General features: G+C 59.6%; 17 protein-coding genes. 9 read left to right on the top strand and 8 right to left on the bottom strand.

Going from position 1 to position 16122, the window contains the following annotated elements:
- The first annotated feature begins 192 nt into the window (after window positions 1–192).
- Window positions 193–1431 carry a hypothetical protein gene (locus BM133_RS31445; RefSeq protein WP_143100263.1) on the top strand — a complete coding sequence of 413 codons (1239 nt, stop codon included), beginning with the start codon at window positions 193–195 and terminating at the stop codon, window positions 1429–1431.
- A gap of 956 nt (window positions 1432–2387) precedes the next feature.
- Here BM133_RS31445 and BM133_RS31440 read toward each other — a convergent pair.
- From BM133_RS31440 to BM133_RS31415, 6 genes are all read right to left on the bottom strand, one after another.
- Window positions 2388–2753 (bottom strand): hypothetical protein, encoded by a 366-nt coding sequence (locus BM133_RS31440; RefSeq protein WP_143100262.1) that lies wholly within the window; start codon window positions 2751–2753, stop codon window positions 2388–2390.
- 118 nt (window positions 2754–2871) lie between these two features.
- The gene (locus BM133_RS31435; RefSeq protein WP_093442946.1) at window positions 2872–3600 is read right to left on the bottom strand and encodes a hypothetical protein; all 729 of its coding nucleotides are present in this window, start codon (window positions 3598–3600) and stop codon (window positions 2872–2874) included.
- The gene (locus BM133_RS31430; protein ID WP_093442944.1) at window positions 3597–4367 is read right to left on the bottom strand and encodes a hypothetical protein; all 771 of its coding nucleotides are present in this window, start codon (window positions 4365–4367) and stop codon (window positions 3597–3599) included. Before BM133_RS31430 ends, BM133_RS31435 begins: the two co-directional genes overlap by 4 nt.
- Window positions 4364–5686 (bottom strand): hypothetical protein, encoded by a 1323-nt coding sequence (locus BM133_RS31425; protein WP_093442942.1) that lies wholly within the window; start codon window positions 5684–5686, stop codon window positions 4364–4366. The genes BM133_RS31430 and BM133_RS31425 overlap by 4 nt, the downstream gene beginning before the upstream one ends.
- Before the next feature lie 172 nt (window positions 5687–5858).
- Window positions 5859–6440 carry a hypothetical protein gene (locus BM133_RS31420; protein ID WP_093442940.1) on the bottom strand — a complete coding sequence of 194 codons (582 nt, stop codon included), beginning with the start codon at window positions 6438–6440 and terminating at the stop codon, window positions 5859–5861.
- Window positions 6430–7572: an XRE family transcriptional regulator gene (locus tag BM133_RS31415; RefSeq protein WP_093442938.1), complete on the bottom strand. Its 1143-nt coding sequence runs from the start codon at window positions 7570–7572 to the stop codon at window positions 6430–6432. Before BM133_RS31415 ends, BM133_RS31420 begins: the two co-directional genes overlap by 11 nt.
- Before the next feature lie 166 nt (window positions 7573–7738).
- On the opposite strand from BM133_RS31415, the gene BM133_RS31410 reads away from it, so the two are divergent.
- A complete protein-coding gene (locus tag BM133_RS31410) occupies window positions 7739–8782 on the top strand; it encodes a hypothetical protein (RefSeq protein WP_143100261.1) in 1044 nt (347 codons plus the stop codon).
- Between the two features lie 153 nt (window positions 8783–8935).
- Here the strand turns inward: BM133_RS31410 and BM133_RS35295 are convergent, their stop codons facing one another.
- Window positions 8936–9385, bottom strand: coding sequence for a hypothetical protein (locus BM133_RS35295; RefSeq protein ID WP_177225003.1), 450 nt, complete (start codon window positions 9383–9385; stop codon window positions 8936–8938).
- Window positions 9386–9529: 144 nt separating this feature from the next.
- On the opposite strand from BM133_RS35295, the gene BM133_RS34965 reads away from it, so the two are divergent.
- From BM133_RS34965 to BM133_RS31380, 7 genes are all read left to right on the top strand, one after another.
- Window positions 9530–10204: a hypothetical protein gene (locus BM133_RS34965; RefSeq protein WP_143100260.1), complete on the top strand. Its 675-nt coding sequence runs from the start codon at window positions 9530–9532 to the stop codon at window positions 10202–10204.
- Window positions 10186–10494: a TraB/GumN family protein gene (locus BM133_RS31400; RefSeq protein ID WP_177225002.1), complete on the top strand. Its 309-nt coding sequence runs from the start codon at window positions 10186–10188 to the stop codon at window positions 10492–10494. Before BM133_RS34965 ends, BM133_RS31400 begins: the two co-directional genes overlap by 19 nt.
- Window positions 10495–10745: 251 nt before the next feature.
- Window positions 10746–11186: an H-NS histone family protein gene (locus tag BM133_RS34960; protein ID WP_143100259.1), complete on the top strand. Its 441-nt coding sequence runs from the start codon at window positions 10746–10748 to the stop codon at window positions 11184–11186.
- A gap of 24 nt (window positions 11187–11210) precedes the next feature.
- Complete coding sequence (locus BM133_RS31395) at window positions 11211–11945, top strand: hypothetical protein (protein ID WP_093442930.1); 735 nt, start codon at window positions 11211–11213, stop codon at window positions 11943–11945.
- Between the two features lie 94 nt (window positions 11946–12039).
- Window positions 12040–12444: a hypothetical protein gene (locus BM133_RS31390; protein ID WP_093442928.1), complete on the top strand. Its 405-nt coding sequence runs from the start codon at window positions 12040–12042 to the stop codon at window positions 12442–12444.
- Window positions 12445–12660: 216 nt separating this feature from the next.
- Entirely contained in the window at window positions 12661–13710 is a 1050-nt protein-coding gene (locus tag BM133_RS31385) for an MYG1 family protein (protein ID WP_093442926.1), read from the top strand.
- Window positions 13665–14201 (top strand): lytic transglycosylase domain-containing protein, encoded by a 537-nt coding sequence (locus BM133_RS31380; protein WP_093442925.1) that lies wholly within the window; start codon window positions 13665–13667, stop codon window positions 14199–14201. The genes BM133_RS31385 and BM133_RS31380 overlap by 46 nt, the downstream gene beginning before the upstream one ends.
- 151 nt (window positions 14202–14352) lie before the next feature.
- On the opposite strand, the gene BM133_RS31375 is transcribed toward BM133_RS31380, so the two are convergent.
- The gene (locus tag BM133_RS31375) at window positions 14353–16113 is read right to left on the bottom strand and encodes a hypothetical protein (protein ID WP_093442923.1); all 1761 of its coding nucleotides are present in this window, start codon (window positions 16111–16113) and stop codon (window positions 14353–14355) included.
- Window positions 16114–16122 lie beyond the last annotated feature (9 nt).

The raw sequence follows: 16122 nt of genomic DNA, 5'->3' as shown, positions 1-16122 counted from the left end.
CTTGTCGCGCTGAGCTTGGCTCTGTGTGCAACGGCCGCTTCGGCCCAAGTTCAGTCGACCAGCGGCAACTGCTCACCGGTGCTGTATGGCGTGGGCCGCGACGCAACGCTAACCATCAACTGCCCTAGCCTCTCGCCGGAAAAAATCGAAGAGATACTCCACGCTACTCGCGACCTGCCCACTGGCCAACAAATGAAGCGCGCCACGGAACTACTGGAACGCTCGTCGACCAGCCGCGTACTTGCTCCGCTGATGGACCGCGCGTCCGAAGACAGCAACTACCGGCGCGCGCTCGCGCTGTACAAGAGCGAGCTCCGTGAAGAGGCCGCACGCCTCGTGAATGAGCTCATCCGCAATGTCATCTTCGAACGCTCCTCGGCACCAAACGCCACGCAGGCCACACGGCTTTCGCGTTACTTCGTCTTCGCCGCTGCGCTAGCGCCGGGGGGCCGCATCGAGGCGAGCTCAGGGCGGCGCACGCAGGATGGCACCCACTACGCCCAGAAAGCCATCGCCGAAGATCCGACCAATCTGTTGGCTTGGAAAAAAGGCGCAGTGGTTGAGTTCGCCTGGTTGAGGGACGACCTCAAAATACTGGAAGCCTATAAGCAGCTAACCACAATGACGCGTATTCGAACGATACGCGTGAACACCACTGACAGCCGCGAGGACTTCATCGAAGCGGCGAGCTGGGTGACTGACGTTAGCAATCGGCAAAGCGATGTGGCCGTTCACGAGGAATGGCTGCTTGACGAGGTCGAGGCCAGCAACGTATTGAGCGAGGCGATGGGCCAGCAATTCTATGTGGTGCTCGCACGGCGGCTAGCGATGCGTCTGGTGCCGAAACCGAATGGTCCCTCTACTGAAAGATTGCGCGTTCCCATCTCCCAACGGCTTCAACAGGCCTTCCCTCCTTCTCGTCGAGTGGGTCTATCCGAAGAGACTCGTGAAATACTGGACGACGCGCTGCTGTTGGCCTATGCCGGGGAGTCAAACAACTATGCGTTCACAAAATCCGTGACAGGCAACAGCGCTGCAACACGAGCGAAAAGCATCGTAGAGGGTGCCCCTTTGTCGTCAGACTTCTGGGCCTCTAACGATGCACCGTACGTCGCACGTGCGCTCTATCTGACCCTATGGACCACTTCTAGGGAGCAACTGACTGAAACCAACCGGCCGATTGTCGAAGCGGTGGAGCGCGCATGGAGCGCGCTACGCAACTCCCCGCGAGCGCCCCGAGCCTATCGGAACGACGGTCCACTAGCGCGATGTCCGGCCAACTGCGACATCCTATTGTCGATAGATTCGTTCAAGGATTTCGGCTCAGTTCGGGGCATCTCATACATCAGCCATGACCTTCCCGTCATAGAAGAAATTAGGAAGCGGACTGAGAAGAAGTGGTTGAACGAAGTGGTGCAGCCATCGTCATGAGCCTACTGCCGCCGGACCTCGCGCAAGGCTGCCAAAGTCGACATCGGCGAGAAGCTCAAGGCACGCGATCCCTACTCCCCCGTCGAGATCGTGAATGCGATGCCGACCCTCACATATGCCGTTGCCAATGCTCGCAACGGGTTCAGCGAGTCGCACTTCGCTGACGGTTCAGAAGAATGCCCACACAGCCGGCCAGCCGCATCGACGCGTTGCTGCCTCATCGTTGGCGAGTCGTGCAGACTCCTCGGGCGTCCATGCCCCTCACCCCTTGAATGCTCAGGAATCTGGCGGTAGTTTGGTGAAGTGCATTCCGCCCTGAGTGACGTGAGCGGACAGCCGCCAATGAGAGCCATCTGGCGCGGCATAGATCTCTGCAATGCATTCGTCGTCGTTCGGGCGGTCCACACGCACTCGCTTGAAATGCTGCCGCAGAAGCCAAAGGACTCGGCGGTAACCTCGAATTTCTTCCTCGCCCGGTTGCGACGGGACTGCAGCCTCAGCAACCTTGCTCCGCTGCTCATGAAACCATGTCGGTAGCTCACCGGTCTCGATGAGCCTGTAGAAGTCCTTCCAGCCTTCCAGCCTTCCAGCCTTCCAGCCTTCCAGCCTTCCGGCTCAGGCCACTGTGTCTTGTAGCGCTCCCGATCCTGAAGAGAGGCGGCCTTGAACCACTTAGCCCACGAGTGCCAATAGTCCTCGCCTGGTCCCATGCGCCACCCGATACTTCCCCACGGTATCTTGGGGAAAGTAATCCATACGGGGCTTAGCGGCTCACTCATGACGCACAGGTCCCATCGGCGAGTCAAGGTGAGTTGGCCGTACGCTTACAAACAACTGGCATAACCAGAGTTCAGGGGCAAGTTCGTCCCTCTGAGATCGGCCGATCCATCGCAAAACTCAGCGTCCGTAGGATGGCAGTATCGAGCCGACTCGGTTGCATATAGCTTCGCAGGCGTTCAGTCTTCGTCGTCGGACTCTTCGATGTCGAGGCCGAGCTCCTTACGGATCTCCGTGTAAATCTCGTTACCGGCCTTGCGCTCGGCCAATTCGTTAGAAATGTATTTGTTGGCCGTGACCGCTTGCGCGCCGTTGAGCTGCCCGACCGGAATAAGCGCCCATCCGGCCTCGATCTGCAAAAGCGCGAACCCAAGGTCGTCCAGGGCGTCGATGAGCGCTTGCAGGAAAGACAGGCGCAAATTCTTGCGGCCGGCGACGCCGCGCAGCGTCTTCTCGCTGAAGCGCACACGGGATGGGACCTTCGAGCGCGTGAAGATCAGCACGATGAGCAAGGCGGCTTGCTCGGGGGTGGGGCGTTGGGACATGAAAGGCTCCTTGAAAAGAAGCCATTGTGTCATGCGTTTTCCGGAATTGGGAAAAAACTTCCAAAATTAGGAATTCATGCCTCCCTGCCGGTTGGACCCATCCAGGCATGGCCGCACGTCACCGGCTCATCAACTCGACCACCTGATCGTAATACTGCCCGGCCTTGCCATGCTTCTTCAGGTAGGCCACCGCGCGGGCGCGCGCTTCCTGTTTCTTGCCGCCCTTGTCGAGCGCCTGGATGTAGTGGAAGAAAAAACTCTCTGGCAAATCCGACTTCAGCTTCTCCAGGCGCTCAAAACTGGGCAGGGCCTCCGAATACTTGCCGTCTTTGATGCTGGCCATGATCTTGGCAAGCAGGATGTCCTGGGCGATGGCCGGGTCCATCCCCGACAGTGGATCGTCGAAGACGATCTTCAGGTTGCCCGCGATCACGTTGTTCAAGTCGCGCACGGTTTTCTTGGCGTTCCTGGCGTGCTTGGTGTTCTTGAAAGTCACTTGGGCATCGCCCGGGTTGTCGCCAGAGTTCGGCAGCGTGTACCCGATGGGCCTCAGGTAGAGCGCCCCGTCTTCGCTCACCTTTCGAATCCGGTAAACGGTCCCTTTGCGAACACGAAACGGTTCCTCCCTCAACTCCGAGAACCAGCCATTGCCGAGGTCGACCGCGTACGTGTCGTGTTTTCCGTCCCCGTTGTTGTCGATGACGATGTCGCGCACGGCCATGAGGCGGGCGCCTTCCGGCAACGCCTGCAAATCCGTGTCCGGCGGCACGGGGTCGTCGACCGCGTGCGCGGAGCCTCCCACCATCAGCAAGGCAACCAGCCCCGCACGCCAAATGGCCGTGTTCATTGCGCCATGATCTCCACGACCTCTTTGTAGTACGCACCCTTTCGGCCGATGTCGGTCAGGTAGTTTGCCGCGCGCGTTTTTGCGTCGCTTTGCCGACCCCCCTTGTTGAGCGCCAGGATGTAGAAATAGTAGAAGCTCTCGGGCAACGCCACCCCAAGCCTCTCAAGGCGCTCGAAGGAGGGAATGGCTTGGTCGTACCTGTTCTCTTTCATGCTTGCAGTGATTTTCGCAAGCAGAACGTCTTGCGCAACCGAAGGGTCCATGTCCGAAAGCGGGTCGTCAAAAACGAGCTTCATGTCGCCCACCAAAAGCCTGTTCAAATCCTGCACCGTCTGCATCGAACCCGCGCTCTTCCTGTAGCTGATCATCGGGTACTCTCCCTGTTGGAGCTTGTGGTCCAACGGCTCCAGCCGGAGCGCATTGCTTTCAAGCACGTGTTTGACGCTGTAGCGCGTTCCTTTCGGAATCGTGACCGGGTATTTTCGGAATTCGGTGAACCACCCCCTCCCAAGGTCCAACGAGTAGACGTCGGTTTTCCCGTCAAAGTCGTCGTTGAGCGCCAGATCCCGCACCGCAATAACCTTCGTGCCCTTGGGCAACTCCTTCAGCTTTGTGTACGGCGGCACAAGATCGTCGACCGCGTGTGCGGACCCTGCGGCCATCAAGAGCGCCACCCACCCGGCGCGCCAAACGTTTTTCAGCGCGCCACCCACCGCGGCGCGGGTGGAAAAGAAGCGCGAGGCGCCGACTTTTCGAAGGGTCTTCATTTGAGCCTTTCTGCGACGCACGCGTCGACGCTGGCGATCGGTTTTCCTGCGGCCGCGCACGACCGGTCCACGCCCGCGGAGCAACTCTCCCACTCGGGCAATTTGGGGTTGGGGCCTTGTTCAACGCAGCTGTAATGCGGGATCTGAAGGCAAGAGAACCCTGGGCCTGCCTTGCATGGCGGGTAAGGGTCCTGCACGGACCGCAAGCACATGGTGGCGCTGGGCTTGCTGCCGCACGTCTTCGCCGCGCAGCTGTCCTGCGCGTCCTTGGCCGTTGTGCAAAAGTTCTGCGCCGCTTCGCGGCGCAACGCCTGGCGCTCAGCCTCCGCCTCGCGGTCCCGCTGCGCGGCCAACGCCCTGGCCTTGTCCACCTCGCGCGCCTTGCGCTCGGCCTCGGCCGCCTCGAACTTGCTGGACATCGAATCGAACGGCTTGGCCTTGTCGGTGTTCGCGGTCTCCGCCGGCCTCCTGCCTTCCAGGCGTGCGAACGCGTCGTCGATCGCGTTCGCCTTCTTTGGCTCGGGCTTCTGCGCTTCCTTCTTCGGGCAGAAATGCGAAGAAGGGCCAAGGCCCGCCTCGATCAACGCCGACTCGCAAACCTTGGCGATCGCGTTTTCCATCGGCGACACGTCTACCGTGGACTTCGGGCACAACTGCAGGCCCTGCAACTTGACCCCGGCGAGCATGATCGCCTTCGCGTCTTTCGCGCTGAGGTCCCGCCGGCCCTTTTCGCTGCACCACCCCACGGCGCCCAGCGCGATCCCCTCGCTGGACATGCCGCCGTGCAGAAATTTGTCCCAGTCGTACCCGCCCGGCACGTTCATCGACGTCTCGCCAGGCTTGGACGCCACGCCCGTGTTGAACGTGATCGCCACCGTGTTGTAGTTGGGGCTCGCCGGTGGCTTCTCGACGAACGCGACAGCTTCCACGTAGAGCTCCATGTTTTGCGCGGCCTTGGACAAGGGCGCAGGCAGGCTGTCCACCTGGTGCAGTTGGCTGCCTCCGCCTTCCGCGCTGGCGATCCGGATCGTGCCCGGCTTCCAGCCAAGCACGAAATCGCCAATGGGCTCGCCCATGAGCGCCCAGAGTTTCCAATTCACCTGGACCTGCCCGCAGACCTCGGGCACGACCTCCGTGCCCTTCAGGCAAATGTCCTGCAAGCCCGAGGACCGCAGCGTGCCACTTCCGCCCGGATTGGGCGCGGCTTGGACGCCAGGGGCCATGGCCCAAAAACACACGGCCAGCGCGGTGGGGAAAAAAGAGGTGACCGTCGTGACGAGAGCATTCGAGCATTCGATCAACCGCTGGACGAATTGCAACGGGAAGCTTTCCTTGTGATGCCGCTGCGCATGAATACCACTATGAACCGACAAGTTCAAAGCGTGGCACCGCACGACAGTTCGCTCGATGCGTTCTGGATCGTCGTCTGGTCCGAAGGTCGAGACGACGCGTTGCGGGCTTCGGGGACGGCGAGCTTGGGGCATGCGTGCGTCAAGGCCGAACCGTCGCGTTGAGCCGGCACTGCAGAGCCATCTCATAGGCCCTCTGCAGGTGCTGGGCTATTTGCCGTCCCGCGGCCACGTGCTGGGCGATGACGGTGTCTTTGTCGCTGTCGCCCAGCCTGCCGGTGAAGATGAGCCAAGAAAAAAGGTGCGGGGTCGTCTGCGCGTGTGGGTGCCCTGAGTCCTTCGCTAACTGACAGGCCTTCCGGTCGTCGGTGATGAACCCTTGGCGAATCTTCATGGCGAAGGCGATCGAGGAGAGTTCACCTTTGCCGAGGTTCCTACGCTTCTCCAAGATTTCGATGGCTTGAAGGTCCTCAATGCTGCAAGACTGGGCTTGGAAGGCGCCGCGCCTCTGCTCGGCCTTCAGTCGATCCATCAATGTCTGCTCGCTTGGCAGAATCGACTTACGCGGTTTGATCAGGCACTCATACTGGACGAAACTGGTCACGCAGAAGTCGCATCGAGCTTCCTTGGCCGCAGCGTTCAACCGGGGCGAGGACAAAATGTTCCACACCGAGCATGTATCGGCGACGTTGATTAGATGAAACTTGGACGGGTCAATGGCCATGAAGCGTCCGGCTGTAGAGGTTCGCCATCTCAAGCAATTCTGCTTGGCTGCACAGCAGCGCCTCGGCAAGCCGTCCCTGGCTGATCGCACCCGAACTCTGCGCTTCAAAGCAAAGCTCGACATAGTGATCTGAGAGGCCGCGCTCCAGCAACTGCTCCTTACGTAAGCGCTGCAGGGGATTGAGCGACTCGGGAAGCTCTGGGTCCGTTTTGACGGCCCGGGGGATGCGGAGTCGGGAGATCCGGGCGGTGGTGGCTTGATCGGCAAGCTTCGCCCCGCGCAACGCGTTGGCCAACGCCACGCAGCTCACCCGCAGCTTGTTGGCCCAGCCAATCGCATCGGAATCGCTCCACCCGTTAGGGTCGGGAAGTTTCGACAGGAACGCAGGCGGGATGAGATAGCAGGAGGCAAATCGGTTTGCGCGCGTTTCGACCAGATCACCGGCGTCAGGTCGCTCGAAGCTAACGCTGGCCCCTTTGTCGGCGTCGAAGATAGCGTGGGCCATTTCGTGCGCCGCGCTGAATCGTTGCCGGTAGATGTCTTCACTGTAGTTCACCAGGGCGCACTTGCCCGCGACCGGGTGTGCGATGAACAACCCCGAGATGCTCGAGTTGCCAAGTTTTCGACGAAACACATGCACCCCCACGCTTCGAAACTCGGCATACACGTCTCGGGGCACCGCGTTGTCCGCATGGCCCAGCGCCGATCGCAGCCGAGCTGCCGCGTCCTCGGCGTGCCCTTTGAAGTAGCTGCCAGACGGTGAGAATTGGAAAGAACCAGGCGCACGACCCAGCTCCCGCATCAGGAAGTCTTCGGTTTCGCAGAGATAAAGGAAGTCCTGAACCGCGCGTCGATCCTCCTTGGAGAAGTCGGGGCCGTGCGCGCGGTAGAGCGTCTCAGTCTGCTCGAAAGGCGCTACCTTTTCGTTGGAGATGAAGAACTTGAAGTCGCAGCGATAGTGGTCTGCAAGGATCAAGATCTCATCGCCAGTCGGTTCGGTTTGGCCACCTTCGATCTGGGTGAGCCGGGCCGTGTCGATTCCTGTCGATGCAGCGACATCAAGAAGGGATTCTTGCAACTGCCCGCGGTACTTCGCGAGCTTGCCGCCTAGCAAGCGAAGGTCAATGGCCATGGACTGCGATCATCATAGCTGGCGTTGGTTGGGTCTCACGGATCTCAGATACCTGCACAGTTGAGTAGCGCATGCACGCGGGCATGATGCTTCCATCGATGAAAGCTTGATCGCTGCGGTTGCGAATGAAAAATTGAGATCACCCCTTGACCAGAAAGACATTGAGATGAAGCGTGTGAAATGGCAACCGTCCAGGTTTGGCGCGGTGGACTTGGCTGACCAAGTGGGCCGAGAGTTCAATCTGCCATTGGATCGGTTGAGCGAGAAATTCTCATTCGAAGCGGCCACGAAAATAGCGAGAGAAAACCGCTCATTGATGTATGGCCGAAGGGCTGAACGCATGTTTGAGTACGTGGTCGCGTCGCTTGGAAAGGCAGATTTGATCACCGCGGAAGATGCATCTGCACCCTTGTACGCCGGAATTGAAGTGCAGGCGCCGGATTACTTTGTGTCGCTCAAGACCGGTCAAAAATTCTTCGTTGAGGTTAAGAACACTGAGCCCAAGACGATCCACACACCTGTCACCTTCGGCAACGCCTACTTGTCCAGGCTCAAGCACTACGCCAAGCTTAAAGGGCATCCTCTGTTGATTGCCGTCTACTGGAACGACCTGAGAACGTGGACCATCAATAAGGTCGAAGATTTTGAAACCAAAAACGGAACAATCATCCTGCGCTTCGTTGACGCGTATCAGAGGAGCATCGCCGGTGATTTTGGCGACCGGATGGTTGCGACCATCCCTCCTTTGGTCTGCCGAATACATGCAGCCTCTGATCGCCCCAGTTCATTACAAAAAAACGATCAAGCAAGCTTCACGATCAGTGCTCTTAGTTTCTATATCGAGAACAAAGAAATCTTGAACGAGCGGGAGCAACAGATCGCGTTCTACCTCATGTTCCATTCCGCCTGGGAGGACGAGATGCCTATCGCGACGATGGATGGCGAAAGAGTTGCATACGTTGAGATTGCGGCAAGGCAGGCGGGCGACAAGTCGCTCGATCAAGCGTTTGAAAGCCTGGGTACGCTTGCTGGAATGATTTCCAGCTACTACAAGTGGCTGACCACCACTGACGATGAAGTTGTGAGGCTTACTCCGCAACTCGAGCCTGCCGAGTTGGCGCCTGGGTTTGACGACGCGTACCGCGGTGAGGTTCTCCGTCTTTGGCAGTTCCAAATCGAGCCAAACTACGAGCCGCTGATTCGGGGTTAGCCCGTGTCGTCGGACACGCTCTAAATTGGTGGGAGGCGCATGATCACACCGAGACTTGCCGTAAGGCGTGCCGACGCACAGCGCGCGCGGAGGGCGTCGTGTCCGCAACCACGGTAACGCGCGGACCGCGTCAGCGGGCGCCGGTTCCGTGAGTTATTGGAAATGGTGCAATGTGGTCGAACAAACGAGCGGTACTACCAACAGGCAGCTCGGCCCGTCAGTGCTCCGCCGATTGCTAGACGTGGCGAGCACTTCGATCTCGAAGTTGAAGAGTTCGTTGACGCTCTCCAGGCCTGTGAAGCGCTCGAGCACCACGGCTTCGTTGGCCACTTGGGCCGCCTCCGGTGTCTGCAACGTGATCAGACGGGCTGTTGCGAGAGCTGCGCCACGTTCAGGCCGCTGATCTCCCAGACCGAGGCTCCGAGCGTGGACATGAAGGGGCGTGAAGCTGGAGGTGACATGGCTGCCAATGCGTAGATAAAGACGATCCACAGGCAGTTGCGCTTTTAAGGGTTGATCACTCGACGCACTGCCTACCGTCCCTTCGCAGATTCTGGAATCTGCGGCGCGATGGTAGCGCAGACATGCGGCTGTCGGCGGCATGTTCGGCGGTCCAAATCAGGCGTGTTGACGTCTTCGCTGAGAGACGAAAACGAAATGCCTATCTTGGCATTGGATGCAGGCACGCTCCACTCGATCAGAGGCCGGTCTCGCGCAGAAAATGGGGGGCGACCAGCATCGGTTTGTATGCCATTCCGTTCATACACTACCGAAAGAAATGGAGTCGCAGATGAGAATTTTCAAACGCCTGCTGGTTTCGGCTGCATTGGTCGTCAGCGCTTCATACAGTGCCGCACAAGCAACCGTTCAGCCATCAAGGTGACTGCGCCGACCGGCAATGCGAACGTCATCATTGGCAGCATCCATGCACCAGTCGATGGACTGCCGCAGCCAGCCGATTCAGTCCTCAAGGGCTTCTCGCGCTACGTGGTCGAGGGCACCGGCGGACCTCTCACCTACAAGTCACGATTGCGTGAGCAGGAAGCGGGGACCGGTCCCGGAACATACGCCGCCTGGACACAGATGCTCGACGAAGGCCTACGCAAAGTCCTGATGGAGAGAATCCTGTGCCTTCCCACAATAGTTCGCCTAAAGGGCGATGAGCAAGCGCAAGTTGCAGCGACGCTCTACCTCCACGCATTGACCCGCAAAAGTGCTGCCGAAGCTGCCGGCTATGCCGCCTATCGCTGCACCAGGCCGGGCGTTCGATCACGTGACCAAATACTCCAAGATGCGGCGCAAAGAAACGATGTCCCCCGATTCAGCTTGGAAGATCCCGATGAGGTGGAAAGCGTCGTGCGGCACTCGATGAGCGAATCTACAGGCGTCAGCTGCGAATCGCCTTGCACCCAAGTTCACTGAATGCTTACAACCGCGCAGTCGCGGCGATCGCCAGCGGCCACTATGAAGACGTCAACGCCGCGGTCGATTCGCTCGCGGCAAATGCCGCTGATGCGGCACGGCACAACCGGGTGATGGTCTCGGATCGCAATCACGCTTGGCTGAAAAGGCTCACGCCGTGGCTTGACGAAGGTGGCGCTTTTGTCAATGTCGGCGCCGCCCATCTTTCAGGCCAAGAGGGTCTTCTGACCCTCTTGGCTGCTCACGGTTACCACGTCGAAGTCATCGAGTTGCCTGCGCGCGTCGACTGAAACCGCCAACGTCGAAGGTTCGCGAATTGCACATTCGCGATTCATGCATGAGCTGCATCTGACACACACAGGGAATGCTTCCCGACGTGTTCATGTCGAGACCGCCCCCGAGTGAATACGAATGCGTTGGTACGCCGAGTAGGAAAAGTATGCGAAGTATGGAAAGTAGGCCGGCAAAGTAGTGCCCAGACCGGTGCCGGGTATCCTACTTGTCAGTTTTCCATCCACCTTATCAAAAGAGATCCAAACTGATGTCAGATGCAAGAAACATGAGCTTTGCGGAGATCCAAAAGCGCATCCAGGACATGGATGCAGAGCGCGCAGTGCTTGAGGCAGCGCTTCAAGCAAAGCGTGGCGAAGAAATCAAGGTTCTCGCTGACGCATACGCAAAGAAGCTGCAGGCCGGAGGATTCTCGATCGCCGAAGGCATCAAGGCCTTGGCTCCCTACGATACGATCGCGGCCAAACGTACGGGCGCTGCGCCGCGCCCGCCGCGTGAGGTCGAAACTGGCACGACGTACAAGAATCCTGAAACGGGGGAGACATGGATCGCAGGCGCAAAGGGCCGTGTTGTTGGATGGCTTCAGGCTCAGATCAACGCCGGCAAGAGTGCTGCATCCTTTACTACAGGTGCAGAGGGGTTCGGAGCTGGTAATGGAGAAGGCGCTTCGGCTAAGCAGAAAAATGACTGAGCTTGTTCGCCGCCAGCACTTCGCGTGATCACCAGCACTGCACTGCAGCCCACCATCGAGGCCAATGGCCTCGCCTTTGATGACATCGTGCGGAACACCGGGCTGGGAGCCATGCCTGCGGACGCCCGTTTTTGCCCTGATCGCTACGTCGGACGGATCGGCCACTTCGGCGATCAGAAGGACTGGAATTTCATTGCCTCGTCCTCCCAGGAGCGCGATCCGGCGTTGCCGGTGATCCTCCTGGTGATGGAGTCTCCGCACAAGGACGAGTTTTCCAGCAAACTCTGGTACACACCGTGGCCGGCAAACGGACCGACCGGTCGCCAGATTCGTCGGCACGCACACCTCCTCGTGCCCAGCGATTGGGTCAAGGACAGCGCCCAGCTGAAGCTGCTGAATGCCGTCCCTTATCAATGCTCGCTTGGCTCCACGCCGAGCAAGTACCGCGACAGCGTCTTCCGCGCCGCGTGGGCTGCGGGCGGAGCTGCCTTTTTCCAGGAGCGGTTGTTGCTGTCGTACCGCCCCGGCGACCTGGTCGTGAATGCCTGCACGAAGGGCCGCTCGGGCCGGCCGTTGCGTGAGGACGTTGAGTCCGCGATCGCCGCGGTGCTGCCGGGGGCGCGCAGGCTGCGCCTGGCACACCCCTTCAGCTGGATGACCGCCGAGAAGACCACCGTCTCATGGGCGGTGCCAGAACCCACTCCCCAGAGGACGCCTGGCCCCGTGCTAGCTTCCCCTCAGGGTGGCGAACCTCGATAATCGAGGGTTTTCCCGTTGGGTCGGCCCACGCTGGAAGACCTCAGACTGGTCATCTTGACCAGCAGCTGCCCAATCAACTATTGAGAGACACCGAATGGAATTGGTTTTGGACGAGATGCTCAAGTTGAAGGAGATGCGCCCGAACTTCGTGCAGTCCATCCGCGCACTGCGCATTTCAGACCTGCAAGAAGCCGCCGAGCGCGAACGAAACGTCTTCTGGCGCACATCTCTACGTGACATCGCCACGAAGACCGATGCTGTGGCAAAGCTCGCCACCGACTTTGGCTTGACCGCGCAGAAGGGCCTGACCGATTTGGGCGCCAGCATTGTGCGCTCAGTGCCGCGCTCCGCGGACACGGGGTTTGCTGTCGTCCTGGAGCACCTGCCCACTCGGTTCCAGCACGCCTTGTGCCAAGAGATCCTCGACATGTTCCGGGACGTCGCCGAAGAGATGAGCGATCGGAATGTCACGTTCCGCTGTTTCTTCTCCGCGGACTGACGCACCAGCGTTCGCGTGATCCAGGGCACGGAGCCCAGCCGGCCGCTGGCTTCTCGAGCTGGCGTCGCCCATGAGGTCCCAAGGTTCTTGACCTGCTGTAGTCGTGGCGCGCGCCGGAGAACCTCTGACCCCTTGGCTACAGCGACAATCCGCGGCCGGCCAACCCGCCCAGGAGTGGATGGCGTTTCAGCGGGTCCAATTGCCGGCTACTCACGCATGAACAATCCTTCTCCAACAGTCGCCGCACACGGCAACTCTTTCCATGCGGACGACGTGTTCGCTGCTGCCGTGCTGATGGCACTTCACCCTGGCGCCACATTGATCCGCACGCGCGACATGAAGCTCATCGCCGCGGCGGACTTCGCCGTTGACGTGGGCGGGGAGTGGGATCCTGCGCGCGGCCGCTTCGATCACCACCAAAAGGGCTTTGCCGAGCAACGATCGAGCGGCGTGGTCTACGCGAGCTCCGGCCTGGTGTGGCTCACCCATGGCCTGGACCTGATCCGAATGCGTCTGCCGAGCATCGACGAGCAGATCGCCCTGCGCGTGCGCCACGCTGTCGACGAGGAGCTCGTGCAGCACCTGGACATGGCCGACACGGGCACGCTCAACGCAGCACCCGGTTACTTCGGAATCTCCGCGATGGTGAGCGCCTTCAACACGTCGCGAAGCGAGGAGGGCGCGGCCGTGCGCAACGCCGGCGTCGGGGCGGCGTCGCCGGCAATCGCTGCGCTCGAGCTCGAGCAGTTCAAGACGGTCATGGGCTTCATGGGACTTTTCATCGACCGCCTGATCGTGCGCTACTCCGACAAGTTCGCCGGCGAGTCGCTGGTCCGGCAGGGCGAGCTGCTTGCGGACGGGAAGATCCTGGTGCTCAGGGAGTCGGGGCTGTCCTGGTCGAGCGTCGTTTGCGCTGAGATGCCCGATGTTCTCTTCGTCGTCTATCCGGAGACCCCGGGTGGCCAGCACCAAGTGCGCGTGGCGCCGATCGAGCCTCAGTCTTTCGTGGCACGCCGCGACCTGCCGGCCACCTGGGCCGGCTTGCGCAACCAGGACCTGGCGGCTATGACCGGCGTCGAAGACGCCGTCTTCTGCCACAACAACCTGTTCATCGCTGGTGCTGGGTCCATGGAAGGCGCTCGGCTTGTCTCTCTGTGCTTTTGGCAATTGGTGGCGCGCTCGCGACCTGTGCCACCGCGCAGACCAAGGCCGATCAACCGTTGCTCGACAGCACGGCGACGATTCAGAACACCGCCCCACCGGTAGCTGCCTTCACTCGCACCGAGGATCGGCTTGCATACCTGCGCTGGCTTGCCGAGACGGACAAGAAGCTAGTGCCCTTCGTGCAGGATGCCACGATGCGCAAGGAGATCGCCCAGACGATTTGGTATGAGGCGAGGCGAGCCAGTCTGGATTTGGGCCTCGTGCTTGGGTCAACCGAGGCTCTGTCAGGTTTCAGAAAATACGCAGTGGCACCCAACGGCGCCATGGGCTACATGGCGGTAAACCCAGCCTGGGTTTCGAAGATCGGGAACGGCGATGTGTCCACGCTCATGCACCTGCAGACCAACTTTCGATTTGGCTGCGTGCTGCTCCGCCACTACCTCGACGAGTCGAAAGGCAACGTTTACACCGCCGTGACGAAGTATGTTGAAAACAACCTTGGCTTGGCGCCCGGCAACCCCCAGGTCGCGGCTGTGGTCAACAACACCTTCGCTGCGCAAGCGCGATGGGCTTACGTTGAGCAAGCCAAGTGATTGCTCATCGAGTGCCTTCTGACCGGCAGCAGTAGCGGCCACCACCACTCCCCAACGTGGTCGAAGGCCGACATGCCGATGTGGCTGACATGAGAATTTTTCTTTTCAAAGATTGCGACTATTGACGGGCAAGCGACAAGTTGGAGGTTTTTCAGCGATCGAGAATTCTGCGCAGAGGCCCATTCATCGCTTCGAAAGAAGCGATGACACCGTCGAATACAAAATCGAGGGCGCGTCCGTAGCCCTGATTCAAGCTGGCAGTTTCAAACCCCATGTCTTGCAAGGTCGCGATGCAACTGCCAAAAGCCTCATGGGCGTCGGCAATTCGAAGGTCATTGTTGAGAAACAGCGGAGCCAATTGAGGGTTGCGGGCCGACCATCCCTCGGCCTCAGTCGTGCTTTGAAGGGCCTCAGGACGCTCATGTTGGTCGTCCAGCCGCTGAACGATGTTCAACAGTGCCTGGAGCAACTTCAAGCTCTTCAAGTCCTTGACCTCTTTCTTCGGACATCCGGCAATCTCGAGCACCTGACGCACCAAGCCATCTGGCACTCGCTGCCACACCTCGTGCAGCCCTTTGCAGCGGGACAAGAATGCTTGCTGAGTCATCTCCAGCGGGGCGACCTTTGCCAAACGGCTCAACTGCCCGTACGCAGCCCACCCCTTGCCCTCGATTTCGGCTCTGGAAAAGCCGACCCAATCCATTGGCGCTTTTTGGACGCCAACGGCACTTCCCAGCTTGGACAAGTTGTCCCCCAGTTCAAGGATCTGAGCTAGCAGCCGGTGGGTCTTGCTGACGACGTGTTCCTCTTCCAGATTGAGCTTGGCTACTTGCTCCGAGGCCAGCACATAGGCATGAGCATGCACGATCTCCCGGTCCGGCTTAGGCTTATAGAGTTCACGGATCGGAACCTTGATGAGGTTGCGGCCTCTCCGAGTGCATTCTGAGAATGACCATTGACCTCGGTACGACGGACTGCAACCCCACTGACCAAATTGCAGATACGGCACTGTGTCATAGAACAAGCTTTGCTCGTATCGCTCCAGAAATCCGTCGTCTAAGTACATCGAGGGGCCTGCGAGCATGGCGTTTGCGCTCACCTTGGTCACAGGCTCCTCTATGCCGGGCCAAACGAGCCCGTCAGCGCTTGCTTCATGGCAAAGCTCGCAAGGAACGGCCGCAACAGCGGCCCGCACTTCAAGTCGCAGCTCATGCTCCTGCTCTTGAAGGTGAACCTCATACCAATCGCCTTCAGAGCCCAAGCGAACGTGCTTGCTGCCGTCCATCAGCTTACGCAGCTCCGCGCAACTCTCGAGAGTGACCTGATAAAAGAACGTTCGCACGCCGACGGCCCCCCTTAGCCAAAGGTACTTGCGAAGGTATTCGTTCGACATTCGCCAAGTTACGTTGCGCGATGCTTTCCATTCAAAGTAAGCCGAAACTTCACCCTCCGCAACCCCGAAAACGGGCGCCCTAAGGTCGTCGTACACCAAGCGCTGTTCGCTGTTGCCAAGGCACCGCGGAGTTAGCCCTAGAGCCATCCATACCTTCTCCGCCAAGTGGAATGTGTAGAAGGAGCCATTTCCCCAGGAGGCGACGATGTAGTCATGACCCTCGACGTTTGGGGAATAAGCGCGCGACCCTCCCTTTTCCCGCAGGACAGGGACCGAGTACTCCACGAGGCTGTCCATCACTCCTTTGAATGCGCCAAGCTCGACCTTCTCCTCTGAGACCACGGACATGAGCATGTAGGCATGCTCATCTGGCGCAGCCCCTGCGGTATCCGAATCCCATCGTGAGGTCACTTCCACCATCTCATCAGCGGCATCACCAGCAGGAGTCAGCAGCTCTCGTAGCCGAGCGGGCAGTAGATGAGAAGGTATGGGGAATTCAGCTATGTAATCGCGAGACATAGGGTTGTT

Source organism: Variovorax sp. 770b2, assembly GCF_900115685.1.
Classification (GTDB): domain Bacteria; phylum Pseudomonadota; class Gammaproteobacteria; order Burkholderiales; family Burkholderiaceae_C; genus Variovorax.
Note: the sequence above shows the minus strand (reverse complement) of the source record. Positions and strands in the feature narration are given on the sequence as shown.

Coding starts and splice junctions, on each gene's coding strand:
- BM133_RS31445 (WP_143100263.1), top strand. CDS start 193: ATGAAGCGCGCCACGGAACTACTGGAACGCTCGTCGACCAGCCGCGTA.
- BM133_RS31440 (WP_143100262.1), bottom strand. CDS start 2,753: ATGTCCCAACGCCCCACCCCCGAGCAAGCCGCCTTGCTCATCGTGCTG.
- BM133_RS31435 (WP_093442946.1), bottom strand. CDS start 3,600: ATGAACACGGCCATTTGGCGTGCGGGGCTGGTTGCCTTGCTGATGGTG.
- BM133_RS31430 (WP_093442944.1), bottom strand. CDS start 4,367: ATGAAGACCCTTCGAAAAGTCGGCGCCTCGCGCTTCTTTTCCACCCGC.
- BM133_RS31420 (WP_093442940.1), bottom strand. CDS start 6,440: ATGGCCATTGACCCGTCCAAGTTTCATCTAATCAACGTCGCCGATACA.
- BM133_RS31415 (WP_093442938.1), bottom strand. CDS start 7,572: ATGGCCATTGACCTTCGCTTGCTAGGCGGCAAGCTCGCGAAGTACCGC.
- BM133_RS31410 (WP_143100261.1), top strand. CDS start 7,739: ATGAAGCGTGTGAAATGGCAACCGTCCAGGTTTGGCGCGGTGGACTTG.
- BM133_RS35295 (WP_177225003.1), bottom strand. CDS start 9,385: ATGCCGCCGACAGCCGCATGTCTGCGCTACCATCGCGCCGCAGATTCC.
- BM133_RS34965 (WP_143100260.1), top strand. CDS start 9,530: ATGCCATTCCGTTCATACACTACCGAAAGAAATGGAGTCGCAGATGAG.
- BM133_RS34960 (WP_143100259.1), top strand. CDS start 10,746: ATGTCAGATGCAAGAAACATGAGCTTTGCGGAGATCCAAAAGCGCATC.
- BM133_RS31390 (WP_093442928.1), top strand. CDS start 12,040: ATGGAATTGGTTTTGGACGAGATGCTCAAGTTGAAGGAGATGCGCCCG.
- BM133_RS31385 (WP_093442926.1), top strand. CDS start 12,661: ATGAACAATCCTTCTCCAACAGTCGCCGCACACGGCAACTCTTTCCAT.
- BM133_RS31375 (WP_093442923.1), bottom strand. CDS start 16,113: ATGTCTCGCGATTACATAGCTGAATTCCCCATACCTTCTCATCTACTG.